Here is a 19,891-nt window from a genome sequence, read left to right as displayed (position 1 = left end):
CGCCACGCCGGGGCCGTTTCACATCCTGTCGCGCCCTGGTCGCGGCCCGGTCCCGGTCGGCCTACGCGGTCAGAGCCAGCCGTTGCGCCGGAACCAGCGGTAGAGTCCGACCGAGCTGAGCACCATCACGGTGAGCACGATCGGATAGCCGTACCGCCAGCCGAGTTCCGGCATGAACGCGAAGTTCATGCCGTAGATGCCGGCGATCGCGGTCCACACCGCGGCGATACCGGCCCAGGCGGCGATCTTGCGCATGTCGTTGTTCTGGTCGACGGTGACCTGTGCCAGCCGGGCCTGCAGGATCGAGTTGAGCAGGTCGTCGTACGAGTTGACCTGCTCCACGGTGCGGGTCAGGTGGTCCTGCACGTCCCGGAAGTAGCGCCGGATCTCCTTCGGCACCTCGCGGTTGATCTGGGCCGTCAGCGTCATCAGCGGCCGCTGCAGCGGGGCCACCGCCCGCTTGAACTCGACCAGTTCGCGCTTCATCTGGTAGATCCGCTGGATCCGACCGTGGCTGTGGCGGCCGAACACCTCCGACTCCAGCGCGTCGAGGTCCATCTCGACCTGGTCGGCAACCGCGATGTAGAGGTCGACGACCCGGTCGGCGACCGCGTACGCCACCGCCCACGGGCCGTGTGCCAGCAGGTCCTGCTTGGCTTCGAGGTCGGCCCGGACGGGGGCGAGCTTGCAGGCGTCGCCGTGCCGCACGCTGATCACGAAGAGCGGGCTGATGAACAGCATCACCTGGCCGGTCTCCACGACCTCGGAGTTCTCGGTCAGCTCGCCGTGCTCGACGTACCGGGCGGTGCGCAGCACCAGGAAGTTGATCTCACCGAAGCGTTCCAGCTTCGGGCGCTGTTCGGCCTTGACCGCGTCCTCGACCGCCAGCTCGTGCAGCCCGAACGTCTCGGCGATCTCCGTCATCTCCGGCAGCTCGGGCTCGTGCAGGCCGACCCAGACGAAGGCCCGGTCGGTCTCGCGGGCCGCCGCGAGCGCGTCGGCGTAGTGCCACTCGCCCGGTTGCCGTACGCCGTCGACGTAGAGGGCGCAGTCGACGATCGCGCTGCGGCCGGGCGCCGGCGCGGGCCGGATCGGCGGCTGCGCGGGTTCGGGGGTGAGGATCCGGGTCACCGCCCGTACGGGCGCCCGCCAGGCACGTCGGTTCATGTCGACCTCCCTCCAGCGGCACGGATGTGCGGCTTGCACGGTACGCCGCGCGGGCCGGGTCCGGCGGGAGGATGCGACGGGGGGTGGCGCCGGGCGGACCGACCGCTTACAGGGGGGTGGGTGCGAGCGGCCCGCCCGGCGCCGAGGGGCGGGGGTTGTGTCCAGGGGGTCATCCCGTACAGGGATCGACCGCTCGCAGCATTGTGGGCCGTTGGCCGGTCCGGTGGGAACCCCGGACCGGCCAGGACGGCCTATTGTCAAAAATCCGACACAAATTTAGCGGCGGACAGCCTCGACGGCGGCCGCCAAACGGCGTACACCCTCGTCGATACGATCGGCGGTCACCGCCGAATAGGCCAGGCGCAGCGCGTGCTCCCCGCCCTCGGCGACGAAGTCGCTGCCCTTGACGACCGCGACACCCCGTTCCTGGGCGGCGACGAAGACATCGGCGGCGAGCACGTCGTCGGGCAGCTCGACCCAGAGGAAGTAGCCGCCGTCCGGCTCGGTGAACCGCACCCCGGGGATGTGCTCGCGCAGCGCGGCGGCCAGCAGGCCGGCCCGCTCACCGAGCGCGTCGCACACCGTGCGGATCGACCGGTCGATGTCGCCGGAGACGCAGAACTGGTGGACGATGCCCTGCGCGACCATGCCGGGCGAGATGTACAGGTTGGTGGCCCGCTTCGCGATGTCGGCGATCACCGCCGCCGGCCCGACCAGATAGCCGACCCGTACGCCGGGGCAGACCGTCTTGGTGAAGCTGGACGCGTGCACCACCACGCCGTGCTCGTCGAGCGAGAGCATCGACGGCAGCGCCTCGCCCCGGAACCGGATGTCGGCGTACGGGTCGTCCTCGAAGATCGTGAAGCCGTACTCGACGGCCAGGGCGAGCAGGGCCCGGCGCTTCTCCAGCGACAGCGTCACACCGGCCGGGTTCTGGTAGTTCGGGATGATGTGCGCCAGCTTCGGACGTACCCCGGACTCCAGCAGCTTGCGCAGCTCGTCGGTGTCGACCCCGTCCGGCGTGATCGTGACGGCGTGCACCTCGGCGCCCTGCTGGCGCAGGTTGAGCAGGGTGCGGTCGTACGTCGGCCGCTCCACCACGACCGCGTCACCCTCGTCGACCAGGTAGTCGAAGAGGAAGGCGTCGGCCTGGAGCGACCCGTTGGTGACCAGCACCTGGTCCGGGGTCACCCCGTGCTTGTCGGCGATCCACTTGCGCAGCGGCAGGTAGCCGACCGACGTGCCGTACGCGGTGAGGCCGGCCGGATCGGCCTCGAAGGCGCGGACAGCCGCGGCCTTGAGCCCTTCGACGTCGACGATGTCCAGCGAGGGCGCCCCACGGGCGAAGGAGATCAACTGCTCGGCGGTCATGGTTCTCCAGCGTACGGCCGTCGTCGCGCTCTTTTCCGGGGACCGGGCCAAGTCCGCATCCTGAGCAGTGCAGCCCGAGGGCCGCGTCCTGTTCGGGAGTTCCCTTTGATCGCTACTGTCAGGGCGTGTCCACCGAGCCCCTCTCCTGCGCCGGAGCGTTGATCGTCGACGACGATGGCCGGATCTTCGTGCAGCGCCGGTCCGCCACCCGCAAGCTCTTCCCGAACTGTTGGGACGTGGTCGGCGGCCACGTCGAGCCCGGCGAGAGCATCGAGGACACGCTCCAGCGCGAGGTGACCGAGGAGACCGGATGGACCGTGTCACACGTACTCGGCCTGGTCGGTGAATACACCTACGTCGGCGACGACGGCCTCACCCGGGTCGAGTACGACTTCCTGGTCCGGGTCGACGGCGACCTGCGCAATCCCCGGTTGGAGGCCGGCAAGCACACCGAGTTCCGCTGGCTGTCCGAGCACGAGACCGTCCTGCTCGACGAGCACCGGCACGTCAACGACGGGCTGATCCGCCGCATCGTCGACGACGGGTTCGCGGCGCTGCACGTCATCGGCCTGTGATCGACCCCGTCCCGCTCGACCCGCCGCGCTTCGCCGGTCTGGTCGCGCCGGCCGTCGACCGGCTCGTCGTGGGCACCTCCGCGACCGGCTGGGAGCGCGGCGGCGCGGCCCTGAGCCAGCGGTACGGCGGACCGGCCGCGACCGGTTTCCTGATGGAGTTCCGCACCCGCCTCGCCGCCCCGGGTGGCACGGTCAGCGGGCCGGGCTTCGCCGCCGTCACCCGCTACCGCGATCCCGTGCGCTGTCAACGCGGCCTCGACAAGCAGGTCGCGTACGCGATGATCCACCGCACCCCGGCGGGCGGGCTGCAGGCCACCGAACGCGGTCGCACCTACCTCGCCGAGGTCTACGAACTGCACGCCCGGATCACCGGTGAACTGTGGGAACAGCGGCACGCCGGCCGGGTCGCCCGGCTGGTCGACGTACTCGGCGTGCTGATCGGCGAAGCGGCGCACGACGGCGGTGACGCCTTCGGCGCGCTCGCACCGCCGTACGAGCCGGACGGGTGCCCGCCCGGGGTCCTGCTGCTCAACCGGCTGAGCGCGCTGCGCCAGCACCGCGCCGACGCGCACGCCGCCGCCTGGACCGCCGCCGGCCACACCCGGCTCACCATCGCGGATCTGCCACCCGGCCCGGAACGGCTGGCCATCGAACAGGAAACCGACCGCCGCGCCGCCGCCCCCTACGCCGCCCTCGCGCCGGATTCCCGCCTCCGCCTCCTGTCGGACCTGGCCGCCCTCCCCACATAGCCCCCTTGATCGCCACCAAGGTCACGCCCCAAGATCCGCGTGATCAGGGACTAGATCGCGCGTGTCGTCGGCGCGCCGCGGTCGCCGACCCCTGATCACGCGGATCTTGTTGGGTCGACCGACCGCCACGACCACTGGGTCACAACGTGTGCCGGATATCCTCCGTCCAACAGTTGTTCACCTTCGGAGAGGATCGCGTGATGATCGGTCTGGTGCTCGCCGCCGGTGCGGGTCGCCGGCTGCGCCCGTACACCGACACCCTGCCCAAGGCCCTGGTGCCGGTCGACGGGGACACCACGATCCTCGACATCGCACTGCGGAACCTCGCCGAGGTCGGCCTGACCGACGTCACGGTCGTGGTCGGCTACGCGGCGGGCGCGGTCGAGGACCGTCGGGCCGGCTTCGAGCGGCGGTACGGCGTCAAGCTGACCCTGGTGCACAACGACCGCGCCGAGGAGTGGAACAACGCCTACTCGCTCTGGCTGGCCCGCGAGCAGTTCGCGCAGGGCGCCCTGCTCGTCAACGGCGACACCGTGCACCCGGTCGGGGTCGAGAAGACGCTGCTCGCCGAGCGCGGGCCCGGCATCCTCCTCGCCATCGACAACGTCAAGCGGCTCGCCGACGAGGAGATGAAGACGACCTTCGACGCCAGCGGCCAGCTCACCCGGATCACCAAGCTGATGGACCCGGCCGAGGCGTTCGGGGAATACATCGGCGCCACCGTCATCGAGCCGCACGCCGCCGCCGGCCTGGCCGAGGCGCTGGAGACAACCTGGCGACGCGATCCCAACCTCTACTACGAGGACGGCTACCAGGAGTACGCCGAGCGGGGCGGCGAGGTGCGGGCGGCCACCATCGGCGACGTCGACTGGGTGGAGGTCGACAACCACGACGACCTGACCCGAGCCCGGGAGATCGCGTGCCGTTACTAGCCCGGACCGTCAGCACCCCGCTGGCCATCGAGGTACGCCGCGGCGCGGTCGCCGACCTCGGCGCGCTGCTCGCCGACCGGCGCATCTCGGCCGGCGGTGACGTCGCCCTCGTGGTCGGCCCCGGCCAGGGCGAACGGATCGCCGACCTGTGTCTGCCCGGACTGCACCGGGCCGACCTGTTCACCGTCGCCGGCGGCACCCTGGACGCCGCCAACGAACTCGGCGACAAACTGCGCGAACGGTCGTACGACGCGGTCGTCGGCATCGGCGGCGGCAAGACCATCGACACCGCCAAGTACGCCGCCAGCCGGTACGCGATCCCGATGGTGTCGGTGGCGACCAGCCTCGCCAACGACGGCATCGCGTCCCCGGTGGCGTCGCTCGACCACGAGGCCGGCAAGGGCTCCTACGGGGTGCACATCCCGATCGCCATCGTGGTCGATCTCGACTTCGTCGAGAACGGGCCGGACCGGCAGACCCAGGCCGGCATCGGCGACGCGATCAGCAACATCAACGCGGTCGCGGACTGGGAGCTGGCGCACCGGGTCCGGGCCGAGCCGATCGACGGGCTCGCGGTGACCCTGGCCCGCACGGGCGCCGAGGCGCTGGTCAACCACCCCGGCAAGATCACCGACGACGGGTTTCTGACCACGCTGGCCGAGGCGTTGATCCTCGGCGGCATCTCGATGGCGGTCTGCGGTTCCAGCCGGCCGGCCAGCGGTGGCTGCCACGAGATCTCGCACGCGATCGACCACCTGCACCCCGGCACCGGCTCACACGGCGAGCAGGTCGGGCTCGGCGCGCTGTTCTGCACGTTCCTGCGCGACGATCCCGAGCAGTTCCGGCAACTGGCCTCCTGCCTGCGCCGGCACGGACTGCCGGTGCACCCCGCCGAACTGGGGCTCACCGACGGGCAGTTCGTCGATGCGGTCGCCTATGCGCCGACCACCCGGCCGGACCGGTACACCATCCTCGAACACCTCGCGATGGGCCCGGACGAAATCCGCCGACGGCTGGCAGACTACGCCGATGCACTCCGCGATCATGGTTGATGTCCCCCGCCCCGCTTTCCACGACTTCTACCGCGTCAACCGGGGTGGTGGGCTGTTCAGCGAGGCACTGAGCCAGCGGCTGGGCGCCGCGTTCGCCCTGACCGGCCAGCGACTCGGGCTCAGCCCGACCGCGTTGACGCTCACCAACCTGGTCATCGGTCTGTCGGCCTCGGTCACCGTGATCGCACTCGCCGGGCCGGTCGCGGCCGGGTCCGTACCGGCCTGGGTGGTCGGGCTGATCGCGCTGGTCGGCTGGCAGATCGCGTACGCCCTGGACTGCGCCGACGGACAGCTGGCCCGGGTCACCGGGAAAGGCAGCGCGGCCGGCGCCCGGATCGACATCCTCTGCGACGTCGCGGCCCAGATAGCCCTGGTCACCGCGCTGTCCGCGACCGCGATCGCCCAGCACCCGCAGCTGCCGGTGTGGTTGGTGGCGGCGTTCGCCGGCACCTGGATGGTCAACCTGGTGACGTCGGTGCTGCAGACCGGGGACAACGCGGCCAGCATGGTCACCTCGACCTCGCTCCCGGTGCGCCTGGTGAAACTGGTCCGCGACTACGGTGCGGTGATCTTCGTGGCCGGCGTGGTGCTGCTGGCCGCGCCGGCGTCGACGACCTGGCTGATCGCCGCGTTCACCGTGGTCAACGGCGGGTTCCTGCTGGCCAGCATCGCCTTCACCGCCCGCGCCGCCACCCGCTGACCCGATCTGCCGCCGCGCGGCGCCCTTCGGGGGCGCCGTGCGGCGCCCTTCGACGCCCTGCCCGCCGAGGACGCTTCATGATCCGCGTGATCAGGGAGTACGCACCTCGACACGCCGACAACACACGCGAACCAGTCCCTGATCACGCGGATCTTGGGCGGGGCAGACGGGAACGGTCAGCCGGTGCGGTGGGCCATGCCGGCGTAGACGTCGAGCAGTTGCTTGGTGACCACGTCGGGATGGAAGGTGCGCTCGTAACGGGACCGGGCAATCGCCGACAGGGCGGCCGCACCGGACCGGGCCACCGGCAGCGCGGCGGCCATCGCCGCCGGCTCGGCCGGCACCACCCAGCCGGCCGGCCCGTCACCCGCCGACCCACCGGCGCCGGACAGCCCAGCCGCGCCGGGCGGTCCAGCGGCGCCGGGCGGTCCAGCGGCGCCGGGCGGTCCAGCGGCGCCGGGCGGTCCAGCCGCCGCGGCGCCGAGGGCGCCGGCCGCGCGGTCGGCACCCAGCAGGTAGGGGATGCCGCCCAGGGCGGTGCCCAGCACCGGCCGGCCGGCCGCGAACGCCTCGATCACCACCGTCGGCAGCACGTCGTGCCACGTCGAGGCGGCCACCACGACCGCCGAGGCACGCAGCGCGGCACGGACGCCGTCCCGGTCGAGCGGCCCCAGGAACTCGACGTCCGCCCGGCTGGCGGCGACCTCCTCGGCCAGCGACCGCAGTTCGCCGTCGCCGCCGATCCGCAGCCGCCCCAGCGCCCCGTCCGGGTGCCGCCGCCACGCGTCCAGCAGCAGCCCGAGCCCCTTCTCCGGCGACAACCGCCCGAGGAAGAGGAAGCCGTCGCCGAGCGGAGCCGGCGGCCCGGGGTCGGGGATCGCGTTCGGCTTGACCACGATCCGGTCCACCGGAACCCCGTAGTCCACCAGGTGATCCCTGATCGCCGAAGTCAGTGCGATGTAGCGGTCGACCGATTTCCACGTCGGCCGGTGCACCGCCAGCGTCGTCGCCATCAACGCGCTCTGCGCCCGCGAGTCCCGGTAGCAGCGGTTGACCACCGCCGGCATCCCGAACGCCCGGCCCCGACAGTCCTGGCAGATCTTCCCGTCCCGGAAGTACAGCCCGGACGAGCACACCTGCCGGTAGTTGTGCACCGTCTGCACCACCGGCACCCCGTGCCGGTGCGCGGTCCGGACGATCCAGGGCGAGATCAACGGGTACGGGTTGTGCAGGTGAAGCACGTCCGGCCGATGCTCGGTGATCAGCCGGGCCAGATCCTGCTGGGCCTTCGGCGCGTAGATCGGCGACAGCGGCAGCAGCGCCTTGCCGGCCTTCGACATCGACGGGATCTCGTCGGAGCTGCGCAGGAACGGCAGCACCTCGACGCCGGCCGCGGCCAACTGGTCGATCTCCAGATCGACGATGATGTTCTCGCCGGACGGCTGCGCCTGCCGGTAGCGGTTGTGCGCCACCACGACCTTCACCGCGCCACCCACCTGTCTGTTACACCTGCCCGGACGCGCCAGAGGCTACCTTTGATGACGTGCCCGAACTACCCGAGGTCGAAGCACTCGGCGCCTACCTGCGCGACCGCGCGGTCGGTCGGCGTGTCGAGCGGGTCGAGATCACGGCGATCAGCGCCCTGAAGACGTACGACCCGCCACCGACCGCCGCCACCGGACGCACGGTGGTCGACGCCGCCCGACACGGCAAGTTTCTCGACGTGGTCCTCGACGGCGACCTGCACCTGGTCGTCCACCTGGCCCGGGCCGGCTGGCTGCACTACCGCGAATCGTTCGCGTCCGCCGCCCCGCTCAAGCCCGGCAAGGGCCCGATCGCCGTCCGGGTACGCCTCGACGACGGCTCCGGCTTCGATCTGACCGAGGCCGGCACCCAGAAGAAGCTCGCCGCCTATCTGGTGACCGATCCGGCCCAGGTGCCCGGGGTGGCGAAACTCGGCCCGGACGCACTGGCCGCCGACCTCGCCACCTTCGCCGACCGGATCCGCGGCCGGCGCGGACAGATCAAGGGCATACTCACCGACCAGTCGGTGCTGTCCGGAATCGGTAACGCCTACTCCGACGAGATACTGCACGCGGCGAAACTGTCCCCGTTCGCAATTTCCAGCCGACTAACCGATTCGCAGATGGCCGTCCTGCACGAGGCCACCCGTGAGGTGCTGACCGATGCCGTCAGCCGGTCGGTCGGGCAGCGGGCGGCGACGCTGAAGGGCGAGAAGCGGTCCGGACTGAAGGTGCACGCCCGCACCGGACTGCCCTGCCCGGTCTGCGGCGACACCGTACGGGAGGTGTCCTTCGCCGACTCCAGCCTCCAGTACTGCCCGACATGCCAGACTGGCGGCAAGCCGCTCGCTGACCGTAGGTTGTCCCGACTTGTGCGGTAAGTAACAGCGGTGGCGCCACGCTGAGGGAAACGTCCGCGAAGCGATGAACCACGCACAACGGAGACTTCCCCCGACACCATCCATCGGTATAGTGACTCGGTCCGCGCGTCAGTTTGCGGAAAAACGACAGGGGCCACACCGGTGTGACAGCCGGGCGTAATGTCTCCCGGGTCGCCGTTCACGAACGGTCACCGTGCAAGACTTGAGCGGTGGCGACCCGGACCCCGGCGGCTTCGGGCGGCACGTGTCATACGGGAGGACTTAGGTGAGGTGACGACCAGCCTCCAGCGCCCGGTGACCTACATAGGCCGGAGCACCGTGCGCCACCTCGACAGCTTCGAAATCCAGCCGACACCACCGCCGGCCCCCAACGGTGTGCCCCGCTCCGCGTGGTCCCGGTCGCGGCGGCGGGCGTCCCGGTGGCACCGCCCCTACACGGTCGCGCTGCTCCTGCTCGACTTCGCCGCGGCCGTACTCGCCAGCTACATCTCGATCAGTCTCTTCGAGAAGGCGACCGCCGGCTTCACCGACGCCGACCAGGACGCCACCTGGTTCCACACCGTCACCTACCTGCTGCTGCCGCTCGGCTGGCTGGTCGTGCTGTGGGCCAACGGGACGTACGACCGGCGATATCTCGGACTCGGCACCGACGAGTTCAAACGCGTCATCCGGGCCGCCGTCACCGTCGCCGCCAGCGTCTCCTTCCTCGCGTTCGCCACCAAGACCGACCTGTCCCGGCTCTCCGTCGCCACCGCCCTCGTCGGCGCGCTGGTGCTGATCCTGCTGGCCAGATACCAGGCCCGGTTCGTCCTCCACCTCGTACGGAAACGAGCCGGCCAGGCCGCCCACCGGATGGTGCTGGTCGGCACCCTGCCGGAATGCCTGGAGGTCTACACCGCGGTCACCCGCAGCCCCGCCGCCGGACTGGTCCCCGTCGCCATCCACATCACCGACGGCTACGCCGCCGCCCGCGGCATGCAGACCCCGATCCCGGTGTACGCCGGACGCGACGTACTCGCCCTCGTGCGCGAGGTCGGCGGCGACACCATCGCCGTCTGCGGCTCCGCCAGCGCCGAACCCGGCGAGCTGCGCCGGCTCGCCTGGCAGCTCGAAGGCTCCGGCATCGACCTCGTCGTCGCCCCGCAGCTCACCGACATCGCCGGCCCACGGGTGCACATCCGTCCCATCGAGGGCCTGCCACTGCTGCACGTCGAGGAGCCCACCCTCTCCGGCCTCGCCTGGCTGGTGAAGAACGTGATCGACCGGGTCGCGGCCGCCGTCGGCCTCATCGCTCTCATCCCCGTCTTCATCGCCATCGCGCTCGCCATCCGGATCTCCGATCCCGGCCCGGTGTTCTTCCGCCAACCCCGCGTCGGTCACGAGGGCCGCACGTTCCGGGTCTGGAAGTTCCGGACCATGTACGTCGACGCCGAAGACCGCCTCGCCTCGCTGGTCGACCAGAACGAAACCGACGGCATGCTCTTCAAGATCCGAAAGGATCCCCGGGTCTTTCCCGTCGGTCGCTTCCTCCGGGCCAGCTCCCTCGACGAACTACCCCAGCTGATCAACGTGCTCTGGGGCGAGATGTCCCTCGTCGGCCCCCGCCCGCTTCCCGCCGACGACGGCGACTTCCTCGGCGACGTACGCCGCCGGCTCCTCGTCCGCCCCGGCATCACCGGCCTCTGGCAGGTCTCCGGACGCTCCGACCTCTCCTGGGACGAAGCCGTCCGTCTCGACCTCTACTACGTCGACAACTGGTCCCTCGCCTACGACCTCAGCATCCTCTGGCGCACCATCGGCGTCGTCGTTGCCCGCAAGGGCGCTTACTGAGTTTGCTGGCCTCGCCTCCGGCTCGGCTGGCTCGCTCCGCTTCGCGCCGCCCTATGCACCGTCTTCGCCCTGCGGGCCGCGACCGCTACGCGGCGCGGTCCTCGGGCTCCAGACGGTGCGGCGGCGCTCGGTCGACTCGCGCCGTGAGTCACGGTCAACCCTGTCCACCGATTGCTTCGTCGATCGGTGTCTGGCCGCGTGGCTTGAGGTATCGGATGGGTGGCGCCCGAGGTGGCCGTGTTGATCTGGGCACCAGCCACCTAACCGGCGATGAATAAGGTGGTTCGCGCTCAGATCAACTTGCCTCCGCGCGTGGGCCCGGGCCCGGCTGGTGGTGCGGCGCCTCTGGCGGATCGGGGGCTGAACCGACAGGATTTCGGCGTGGGTGCCAACCTGTCCGCCGTACTTGCCGTGCTGGCGCTGGTCACCGCGCTGGCCGGTGCGGTGTTCGCGGTCGTACGGCTGCGGGCGCGGCGGGGCATCGCGACCGCCACCCAGCGGGCCACGTACGAGGTGCTGCACACCGCCGGTCTGGCCGCCGAACCGCTGCGTACCGGGCTGAGCCGGGCGGGCGCGGCGAAAGCCGTACGGCATCTCCGGGCCCTGGTCGGTGCCCCCGGACTCGCGGTGGTCGACGGCGCGGAGGTGCTGGCGGTCGACGGTCGGGGCGGGCACCACTCGGCGCAGTTCGTCGCGGCGGCGAAGCGGGCGCTGGACACCGACCGGTCGACGGTGCTCGGCCAACGGGACCTGCGGTGCGACCGGGTGGACTGCCCCGTACGCGGTGCGGTGGTGGCGCCGATGACCGGGCCGGACGGCCGGGCGGCGGCCGTCGTCGTGTCGATCGCCGACAGCGAACCGGCACCGGGGTTGGTGCAGGCGACGCTCGAAACGGCCCGGTGGGCCGGGGCGCAGCTGGCGCTGGCAGAACTGGATTCGTCGCGGGAGCGGCTGGCCCGCGCCGAGGTCCGGGCGTTGCGGGCGCAGATCAGCCCGCACTTCATCTACAACGCGCTGACGGCGATCGCCTCGTTCGTACGCACCGATCCGGAACGGGCCCGCGAACTGATCCTGGAGTTCGCCGACTTCACCCGCTACTCGTTCCGGGCCCACGGCGAGTTCACCACGCTGGCCGAGGAGCTGCGGTCGATCGACCGCTACCTGACGATCGAGCGGGCCCGGTTCGGGGACCGGCTGCAGGTCAGGCTGCAGATCGCGCCCGAGGTGCTGCCGGTGGGCCTGCCGTTCCTGTGCCTCCAGCCGCTGGTCGAGAACGCGGTCCGGCACGGCCTGTCACGTAAGCCGGGCGTCGGTATGGTGAGCATCGAGGCCCGTGACGCCGGTGCCGAATGCCACATCACTGTCGAGGACGACGGCGTCGGCATGGATCCGGCGGTGCTGGCGGCCCGCATCGCCGAGGGGGTCGTCGATCCGACCGACGACTCGGGGCAGCATGTCGGGCTGTCGAACGTCGACGAACGGCTGCGGGCGGTCTTCGGTGACCAGTTCGGCCTGGTGGTCGACACGGGTGTGGGGGCGGGTACGAGAGTGAGCATGCGGGTGCCGAAGTTCCACCGCCACGTACGGGCAAGCGCGTGACCGAGCGCAGCGAGGGAACCAACCAGCTCAGACTTGAACACGGTGCCGCCGAGCGCAGCGAGGTGGCCGTGACCGAGCGCAGCGAGGGAACCAACCAGCTCAGACTTGAACACGGTGCCGCCGAGCGCAGCGAGGTGGCACCGTGACCGCCTTCCTCCGGGTGCTCGCCGTGGACGACGAGCCGCCGGCCCTGGACGAACTCGCCTACCTGCTGCGGGCCGATCACCGGGTGGCCCGGCTGCATACGGCCGGCGACGCGACCGAGGCGCTGCGGGTGCTGCGCGACAACGACATCGACGTGGTGTTCCTCGACATCCGGATGCCGGGGTTGGACGGGATGGAGTTGGCCCGGATCCTGCACCGGTTCGCACGGCCGCCGGCGATCGTGTTCGTGACCGCGTACGACGACGGCGCGGTGGACGCCTTCGATCTCGGGGTCACCGACTACGTACGCAAGCCGGTGCGGGCGGAGCGGTTGGCGGAGTCGCTGCGCCGGGTGGTGAACTCGCGGGTGGTGCCGTCGCATCCGGCGGCGCTGGCGCGGGCGGAGGACGATCCGACGATTCCGGTGGAGTTGGCGGGAACGACCCGGATGCTGCCCCGTTCGGCGGTGCGCTGGGTGGAGGCGCAGGGCGACTATGCCCGGCTGCACACCGCCGACGCTTCCCATCTCGTACGGGTGTCGCTGGCGACCCTCGCCGACCGCTGGGCCGACGCCGGTTTCGTCCGGATCCACCGCTCGTTCCTGGTGCAGTTGCGGCTGATCGCCGAGTTGCGGCTCGCCAACACAGGTTATGTGGTGGTGGTCGACGGCACGGAGTTGCCGGTGAGTCGTCGGCATACCCGGGAGTTGAAGGACAAGCTGGTGCGGGCGGCGAAGCAGGACTGGAACCGCTGACCGGTGGCCCAAGACAAGACGGCCAGCGGCGGGACAACGGCCGGCAGCGAGATAACGGCCGGCATCGGGACAGCGGCCGGCGGTGGGACAGCGGCCGAGCGGCTCGGCGTACGGCTGCCGTCGCCGGTGCACCGGTTGGTCGACGAACGGACAGAGCGACACGGCGTACGACTGCTGCTCAAGCGGGACGATCTGATCAGCCGGCTGGTGCCGGGCAACAAGTGGCGCAAGCTGGCGCACAACCTGGTCGCCGCCACCGCGGGCGGGCAGCGGACGCTGCTGACGTTCGGCGGTGCCTATTCGAACCATCTGCGGGCGGTCGCGGCCGCCGGGCAGGCCTGCGGTTTCGCCACGATCGGGGTGGTCCGGGGTGAGCCGTACGATCCGCTGAACTGGTCGCTGGCCCGGGCCCGTGAGCTGGGGATGACGCTGACCTATCTGGACCGGACGACCTGGCGGCGCAAGACGTCGCCCGAGATCACCGACGCGCTACGTCACCGGTTCGGCGACTTCTTCCTGATCCCGGAGGGTGGCAGCAACCCACTCGCGCTGCCCGGCTGCGCTGAGATGGTGGCCGAGATCGTCGAACCGTTCGACGTGATCTGCTGCCCGGTCGGTACCGGGGGCACGCTGGCCGGCATCGTCTCGGCCCTGTCCGCCGCGCCGGCCGGAACCGCAGGCCCGACCAGCCCGGCCGGGGTGCTGAGCCCGACCGGGCCGGCGAGCCCGACCGGGGCCACCGGCCCGACCGCACGCCCGGACCAACTCCGGCCCCGACCGCGCGCGATCGGTTTCGCCGCATTGAAGGGCGGCGGATACCTGGCCGACGAGGTCGCCGCCCTGATCGACGCTTCCGGCCCGATGCCGGAAACATGCCGGGTGGAAGAGCCCGTCAAGGTCGACTGGTCGGTGGAGACCGACTTCCACTTCGGCGGCTTCGCCCGGACCACCGCCGAACTCGACCGCTTCATCGCTGATTTCGGGGTCCGGCACGGCATCCGGCTGGATCGGATCTACGTCGGCAAGATGCTCGCCGGCCTGTTCACGATGATCGCGGCGGGGCGGTTCGCGCCGGGTACGACGATCGTGGCTGTCGTGACCGGTCCGGCCGAGGAGCCTGACGAAAGTTATCCACAGGCCGATTGAGATATCCACAGGCTGTGCACAGAGCTGTTCCCCCTGTGGATAACGCGTCTGTCTTGACTTTCCACGACAGCCGGCCAGACTGCCGGCATGGAGGCTCCCGCCGACCCACCCCCGTCCCCGGTCCAGCCTCAGGACCCGGTCCAGCCGCAGAATCAGCGCCAGCCCCAGAACCAGCGCCCGGCGCTACCCCCGCAGCGCACCAGGGTGGTGCTCGCCGACGTGACCCGCCGCCCCGCCGACCACGACCGCACCCGCCGTGAACTGACCGAGCAGACCCAGGTCGGCGAAGCCCTCGTACGTGGTCTGGTGCGGGCCCAACTCGCCCTGGCCCTACGGCTCTGCCTGGTCGTCGCGATCGGCCTCGGCGCCCTGCCGCTGCTGTTCGCGGTCGCCCCGGCGGTCAGCGACGTGCAGATCCTCGGCGTCGACCTGCCGTGGCTGCTGCTCGGGTTGGGCTCGTTCCCGTTCCTGGTCGCGGTCGGTTGGACGTACGTCCACCTGGCCGAACGCAACGAGCAGGACTTCACGGCCGTGGTCCGGCGCCCGGAGCGCTGAGTGGGCAACCCGTACATCGTCCCGGGCATCGTCGCGGTCACCCTGGTCACCGCGGCGATCGGCTTCTACGGCCTGCGGCTGGCCCGGACGACGTCGGACTTCCTGGTCGCCTCGCGCACGGTCAGCCCGACCTGGAACGCGTCGGCGATCGGCGGCGAATACCTGTCGGCGGCGTCGTTCCTCGGCGTCGCCGGCATGATCCTCGCCGAGGGTGTCGACATGCTCTGGTATCCGGTCGGGTTCGCCGCCGGCTACCTCGCCCTCCTGCTCTTCGTGGCCGGGCCGCTGCGCCGCTCGGGCGCCTTCACCCTGCCCGACTTCTGCGAGGTGCGGCTCGGCTCGCGCCGGCTCCGCAAGCTCGCCACCGTCTTCGTGATCTTCATCGGCTGGCTCTACCTGGTGCCGCAGTTGCAGGGCGCCGGCCTGACCCTGAGCACGGTCACCGGGAGCCCGTACGAGTTGGGTGCGGTCCTGGTCGGTGCGGTGGTGATCACGAACGTGGCGCTGGGCGGGATGCGGGCGATCACCTTCGTGCAGGCGTTCCAGTACTGGCTGAAGCTCACCGCGCTGGCCGTACCCGCGATCTTCCTGGTCCTGCAGTGGCAGGCCGACGGGCGGCCGGCGATCACCCCGCCGGACGGCCCGGCGTTCCGGACCGCGACCACCGTCGTGATCGAGGAGTCCGCGACCCTCACCCTCGACGACGGCACCACCATCCGGGTACGCCCCGGCGACGAGTTGTCGTTCGCCGCCGGCGACCCGGTGCCGCGGGTGGCGGGTGTCCCGGACGGGCTGGACTGGCTGCTGCCCGGCGACCCGGCCCAGGAGGGCGGCGGGCTGTTCGCCACCTATTCACTGATCCTGGCCACGTTCCTGGGAACGATGGGGCTTCCGCACGTACTCGTCCGCTTCTACACGAATCCGGACGGGGCCGCCGCCCGGCGGACCACGCTGGTGGTGCTGGCGCTCGTCGGGCTGTTCTATCTCTTCCCCACCCTGTACGGCGTGCTCGGCCGGGTCTACACCCCGCAGTTGGTGATGACGGGGCAGACCGACGCGACGGTGCTGCTGCTGCCCGGCGCCGCGCTCGGCGACGGGCTGACCGGGCAACTGCTGGCCGCGCTGGTGGCGGCCGGCGCGTTCGCCGCGTTCCTGTCGACCTCGTCCGGGCTGCTGACCAGCGTCGCCGGGGTGATCTCGACCGATGTGCTCGGCCGGGGTTCGGTACGCGACTTCCGGCTCGCCACGCTGATCGCCGGCCTCGTGCCGCTGGTGCTCGCGATCAACGTGGCCGGACTGGACGTCTCGCAGGTGGTCGGGTTGGCGTTCGCGGTGGCCGCGTCCAGTTTCTGCCCGCTTCTGGTGTTGGGCATCTGGTGGCGGCGGCTGACCGACGCGGGCGCCGCGGCCGGGATCGTCGCCGGTGGCGGCGCGGCGGTCGTGGCCGCCCTGATCACGGTCGCCGGTCCGCCGCTGGCCGGCTGGCCGGCGACCCTGGTCGCGCATCCGGCGGCCTGGACGGTGCCGCTCGCGTTCGCGGTCATGGTGCTGGTGTCGCTCGCCACCCGCCGCCGTACGCCGCTCGACATCGGCGCGACCATGCTCCGGCTGCACGCTCCCGAGTCGCTGCGGCTCTGATCCCCGCACGCCGCGCTCTTCCGCTCGTTCGCGAGAAGGAGCAGAAGATCCCCCGTGGGCCCGGAGCGTTCCCGGCCTGGTACGGGATAACGTCGTTCCATGACTGGTGAGCACCCCGCACTCGCCCTGCGCGGGCTGGCCAAACGGTTCGAGACCAAGATCGCCGTACGCGGTGTGGACCTCGACGTGCCGGCCGGTTCCTTCTACGGGCTGCTCGGCCCCAACGGCGCGGGCAAGACCACCACCCTGTCGATGGCGGTCGGCCTGCTCCGCCCCGACCAGGGCCAGGCGTGGGTGCTCGGCCACGACGTGTGGGGCAGCCCGGCCGAGGCGAAGCGGCTGCTCGGTGTGATGCCGGACGGCGTACGCCTCTTCGACCGGCTCAACGGCGCCGAACTGCTCGCGTACAACGGGCTGCTGCGCGGCATGGATCCGGCAGTGGTCGACCAGCGGGCCCACGAACTGCTTGACGTGCTCGCCCTCGGCGACGCCGGGAACACGCTCGTCGTCGACTACTCGGCGGGCATGAAGAAGAAGATCGGCCTTGCCTGCGCGCTGCTGCACGGCCCGCGCCTGTTGGTGCTCGACGAGCCGTTCGAGGCGGTCGACCCGGTCTCGGCCGCGCTGATCCGCGACATCCTGCAACGCTATGTCGTCGGCGGCGGCACCGTGATCTTCTCGAGCCATGTGATGGAGGTCGTCGAGCGGCTCTGCAGCCACGTGGCGATCCTCGCCGACGGGGCGATCAAGCGGGTGGGGACCCTCGCCGAGGTGCGGGGCAACCGGTCGCTGGAGCAGGTGTTCGTCGAGGTGGTCGGCGGACGGACCGCGACCGGCGCGGAACTGGCATGGCTGTGACCACTACGGGCGGGCCGGCACCGGCCGTTCCGCCCGGCGGCACGGGCGGGCCGGTGGCGGTCGCCGAACCGGCCCGGCAGGGCGTCCGGCCCGTCACGCCGGCGCTGTTCGTGCGGCTCAAGCTGCGGGTGATGGCCAACAACTTCCGCGGCCAGGCGTGGCGGATCGGGCTGTTCGTCGGCGGCGGCCTGGTGGGCCTGTTCTTCGCAGGGCTCGGTTTCCTGCTCTTCGCGGCCACCGGCCTGGCCGACGACATCGGCATCGCCCGACTGGCTGCCGCGTTCGGCGGCGCCGGGCTGGTGCTGGGCTGGCTGCTGTTGCCGCTGGTCTTCTTCGGTGTCGACGAGACGCTCGACCCGGCCCGGTTCGCCCTGCTGCCGCTGCCCCGGCGGACCCTGGTCGGCGGCCTGTTCATGGCCGCACTGGTGGGTGTGCCGGCGCTGGCCCTCCTGGTAGCCACGTCCGGGCTGGTCGTGTCGGCCGGGCTGCACGGCGGCTGGTTCGCCGCCCTCGTCGCCGCGGTCGGGGTGGTCGCCGGGCTTCTGCTGTGTGTCGCGGTGAGTCGGGCGGTGACCAGCGCGTTCGCCACGATGCTGCGGTCGCGGCGGGTCCGTGACCTGGCGGCCGTGCTGCTCGCCGTACTCGCGGCGCTGCTCGGGCCGTTGCAGATCGCCTTGATCGGTGCCGCGGAGAACACCGACTGGCAGCGGTTCACCGGTGCGGCGGAGATCATCGGGTGGACGCCGTTCGGTGCCCCGTACACGATGGGTCTGGATGTCGCCGACGGCCGGCTCTGGGCCGTACCGGTGAAGCTCGCGCTCCTCGCGGTGACCCTGTCGCTGCTGCTCTGGTGGTGGTCGCGGTCGCTGGAGTCGGCGATGGTCGGTGCGGTCAGCGGTGGCCCGGCCCGGGCCGCGAAGGGCGAGCCGGGTCAGGCCGTCGACCAGCTCTTCCCGGCGAGCCTGCGCTGGATGCCGCGCACCCGGTTCGGCGCGCTGGTCGCCCGCGAGGCGCGCTACTGGTGGCGGGACGCGCGCCGCCGGTCCAACCTGATCACGGTGGCGATCGTCGGCATCTTCGTCCCGGCGATGATCAACTTCACCTCGTTCGAATTCAACGGCGACGTCTCCGGACTGACCGCCTCGCCGACGACGGTCGGCCTGTCGATGCTCTTCGTCGGCATGCTCGCCGCGGTCACCCTGGCCAACCAGTTCGGCTTCGACGGCAGCGCCTACGCGGCCAACGTCGTCGCCGGGGTGCCCGGCCGGGTGGAGCTGCAGGCCCGCGTGGCGGCGTTCTCGCTGTACATCGTGCCGTTCCTGGCCCTGGTCACGGTCGGCTTCGGCTTCGTGCTGGGCGAGCCGGCCTGGATCGGCGTGATCGGTGGCACGGTCGCCGCCGCGTACGGCACCGGGCTGGCGGTCAACCTGGGCATCTCGGTGGTCGGGGCGTACGCACTGCCCGAGACGTCCAACCCGTTCGCGATCAACACTGGTGCCGGCATCGCCAAGAGCATGCTCAGCCTGGTGGCGATGGTGGGATCGGCCGCCCTGGGTCTGCCGATGATCATCGCGACGGCGCTGCTGCCCGACTTCTGGCTGTGGCTGGCGCTTCCGGTCGGCGTCGCGTACGGCTACGGCGCGGTGGCGCTCGGCACGTACATCACCGGCGACGTGCTCGACCGCCGGATGCCGGAGCTGCTGCAGACGGTCACGCCGCGGCGATAGCCGGGAACAATGTTTCACGTGAATCATCCGGAGCCGGGTGGACAGATCCACCACACCGACCCGTTCGCCACGCCGACCCACGAGCGGTCGCCCTTACGCCGGCTGCGCGGCCGGCTGCCGGCGGCCGTGACACTGTGGACCGCCCCCGGCCCGGCCGGGCTGACCGTCTCGTCGACGCTGGTCGCCGACGGCGCACCGGGCCGGCTGCTCGGACTGATCGACGACGAGTCCGACCTGTGGACGGCCGTCTCCGCCGCCGGGCGCTTCGCGGTCGCACCGCTCGGCCCGGCGCACCGGCAGCTCGCCGACCGTTTCGCCGGCCTGATGCCGGCCCCGGGCGGCCTGTTCAGGGACGCCGACTGGACCGAGACCGACTACGGCCCGGTGCCGGCCGACGCCGGCGGCTGGGCCGGCTGCCGTCTCGACGGTGCCCGTGAGTACGGCTGGGCGCTGCTGGTCGAGGCGACGATCGAGCACGTCGAGCTCGGCGACGACCCGGGCCCGTTGATCCACTACCGGGGGCGCTACCGCACCTGACCCGACCACCATCACCGTTCGTCGACGTGACCGGCGTCACTCGGCGCAGCCAGCCGGCCGTTCGGCGCAGCCGGTGGCAATGACGAGGATCACAGCTTCCCGTCGATGGGTACACCTCCCTACGGTGCGCAGGACCCACTCAAGTCCTGCACA

The 19,891-nt window shown here is 71.3% G+C and carries 18 protein-coding genes and 1 pseudogene; 16 read left to right on the top strand and 3 right to left on the bottom strand.

Going from position 1 to position 19,891, the window contains the following annotated elements; all coding sequences use genetic code 11:
- Positions 1–69: 69 nt before the first annotated feature.
- Together corA and Prubr_RS12775 are read right to left on the bottom strand one after the other, a co-directional pair.
- Complete coding sequence (gene corA / locus Prubr_RS12780; protein ID WP_212825150.1) at positions 70–1,167, bottom strand: magnesium/cobalt transporter CorA; 1,098 nt, start codon at positions 1,165–1,167, stop codon at positions 70–72.
- A gap of 276 nt (positions 1,168–1,443) precedes the next feature.
- Positions 1,444–2,589 carry an aminotransferase-like domain-containing protein gene (locus Prubr_RS12775; protein ID WP_281425904.1) on the bottom strand — a complete coding sequence of 382 codons (1,146 nt, stop codon included), beginning with the start codon at positions 2,587–2,589 and terminating at the stop codon, positions 1,444–1,446.
- A 74-nt stretch (positions 2,590–2,663) separates the two neighbouring features.
- Here Prubr_RS12775 and Prubr_RS12770 point away from each other — a divergent pair, with 74 nt between their 5' ends.
- The 5 genes from Prubr_RS12770 (at position 2,664) to Prubr_RS12750 (ending at position 6,546) form a co-directional block, all read left to right on the top strand.
- The gene (locus tag Prubr_RS12770; protein WP_212825146.1) at positions 2,664–3,113 is read left to right on the top strand and encodes an NUDIX domain-containing protein; all 450 of its coding nucleotides are present in this window, start codon (positions 2,664–2,666) and stop codon (positions 3,111–3,113) included.
- Positions 3,110–3,862 carry a hypothetical protein gene (locus Prubr_RS12765; RefSeq protein ID WP_246568622.1) on the top strand — a complete coding sequence of 251 codons (753 nt, stop codon included), beginning with the start codon at positions 3,110–3,112 and terminating at the stop codon, positions 3,860–3,862. Before Prubr_RS12770 ends, Prubr_RS12765 begins: the two co-directional genes overlap by 4 nt.
- A 200-nt stretch (positions 3,863–4,062) precedes the next feature.
- On the top strand, positions 4,063–4,794 hold the full coding sequence (locus tag Prubr_RS12760; protein WP_212825144.1) for a phosphocholine cytidylyltransferase family protein: 732 nt from the start codon (positions 4,063–4,065) through the stop codon (positions 4,792–4,794).
- On the top strand, positions 4,782–5,846 hold the full coding sequence (locus Prubr_RS12755) for an iron-containing alcohol dehydrogenase family protein (protein ID WP_212825142.1): 1,065 nt from the start codon (positions 4,782–4,784) through the stop codon (positions 5,844–5,846). Before Prubr_RS12760 ends, Prubr_RS12755 begins: the two co-directional genes overlap by 13 nt.
- Complete coding sequence (locus Prubr_RS12750) at positions 5,824–6,546, top strand: CDP-alcohol phosphatidyltransferase family protein (RefSeq protein WP_212825140.1); 723 nt, start codon at positions 5,824–5,826, stop codon at positions 6,544–6,546. The genes Prubr_RS12755 and Prubr_RS12750 overlap by 23 nt, the downstream gene beginning before the upstream one ends.
- A 176-nt stretch (positions 6,547–6,722) precedes the next feature.
- Here the strand turns inward: Prubr_RS12750 and Prubr_RS12745 are convergent, their stop codons facing one another.
- The gene (locus Prubr_RS12745) at positions 6,723–8,030 is read right to left on the bottom strand and encodes a glycosyltransferase family 4 protein (RefSeq protein ID WP_212825138.1); all 1,308 of its coding nucleotides are present in this window, start codon (positions 8,028–8,030) and stop codon (positions 6,723–6,725) included.
- Positions 8,031–8,089: 59 nt separating this feature from the next.
- Between Prubr_RS12745 and Prubr_RS12740 the strand changes: the two genes are divergently transcribed.
- The 11 genes and pseudogenes from Prubr_RS12740 to Prubr_RS12690 form a co-directional block, all read left to right on the top strand.
- Positions 8,090–8,950, top strand: coding sequence for an Fpg/Nei family DNA glycosylase (locus Prubr_RS12740; RefSeq protein WP_212825136.1), 861 nt, complete (start codon positions 8,090–8,092; stop codon positions 8,948–8,950).
- Positions 8,951–9,268: 318 nt separating this feature from the next.
- Complete coding sequence (locus Prubr_RS12735; protein WP_212827954.1) at positions 9,269–10,780, top strand: sugar transferase; 1,512 nt, start codon at positions 9,269–9,271, stop codon at positions 10,778–10,780.
- Positions 10,781–11,161: 381 nt separating this feature from the next.
- On the top strand, positions 11,162–12,379 hold the full coding sequence (locus Prubr_RS12730) for a sensor histidine kinase (protein WP_212825134.1): 1,218 nt from the start codon (positions 11,162–11,164) through the stop codon (positions 12,377–12,379).
- Positions 12,376–12,525 carry a hypothetical protein gene (locus Prubr_RS12725; RefSeq protein ID WP_212825132.1) on the top strand — a complete coding sequence of 50 codons (150 nt, stop codon included), beginning with the start codon at positions 12,376–12,378 and terminating at the stop codon, positions 12,523–12,525. The genes Prubr_RS12730 and Prubr_RS12725 overlap by 4 nt, the downstream gene beginning before the upstream one ends.
- Positions 12,522–13,277, top strand: coding sequence for a LytR/AlgR family response regulator transcription factor (locus tag Prubr_RS12720; protein WP_212825129.1), 756 nt, complete (start codon positions 12,522–12,524; stop codon positions 13,275–13,277). The genes Prubr_RS12725 and Prubr_RS12720 overlap by 4 nt, the downstream gene beginning before the upstream one ends.
- 3 nt (positions 13,278–13,280) lie before the next feature.
- Positions 13,281–14,423, top strand: coding sequence for a 1-aminocyclopropane-1-carboxylate deaminase/D-cysteine desulfhydrase (locus tag Prubr_RS12715; protein WP_246568620.1), 1,143 nt, complete (start codon positions 13,281–13,283; stop codon positions 14,421–14,423).
- Positions 14,424–14,510: 87 nt separating this feature from the next.
- Positions 14,511–14,978: a DUF485 domain-containing protein gene (locus Prubr_RS12710; protein WP_246568619.1), complete on the top strand. Its 468-nt coding sequence runs from the start codon at positions 14,511–14,513 to the stop codon at positions 14,976–14,978.
- On the top strand, positions 14,979–16,616 hold the full coding sequence (locus tag Prubr_RS12705; protein ID WP_212825128.1) for a sodium:solute symporter family transporter: 1,638 nt from the start codon (positions 14,979–14,981) through the stop codon (positions 16,614–16,616). It abuts the gene before it with no gap.
- A 99-nt stretch (positions 16,617–16,715) separates the two neighbouring features.
- Complete coding sequence (locus tag Prubr_RS12700; protein ID WP_212825126.1) at positions 16,716–17,474, top strand: ABC transporter ATP-binding protein; 759 nt, start codon at positions 16,716–16,718, stop codon at positions 17,472–17,474.
- Between the two features lie 53 nt (positions 17,475–17,527).
- Complete coding sequence (locus Prubr_RS12695; protein WP_212827949.1) at positions 17,528–19,201, top strand: ABC transporter permease; 1,674 nt, start codon at positions 17,528–17,530, stop codon at positions 19,199–19,201.
- Positions 19,202–19,204: 3 nt separating this feature from the next.
- Positions 19,205–19,738 (top strand): annotated as a pseudogene (locus Prubr_RS12690) (flavin reductase family protein); the annotation flags it as partial.
- Positions 19,739–19,891 lie beyond the last annotated feature (153 nt).

Origin of the sequence: Polymorphospora rubra (genome assembly GCF_018324255.1) — a bacterium.
GTDB classification, from domain to species: Bacteria; Actinomycetota; Actinomycetes; order Mycobacteriales; family Micromonosporaceae; genus Polymorphospora; species Polymorphospora rubra.
This window is presented reverse-complemented; position numbering and strand designations above follow the sequence as displayed.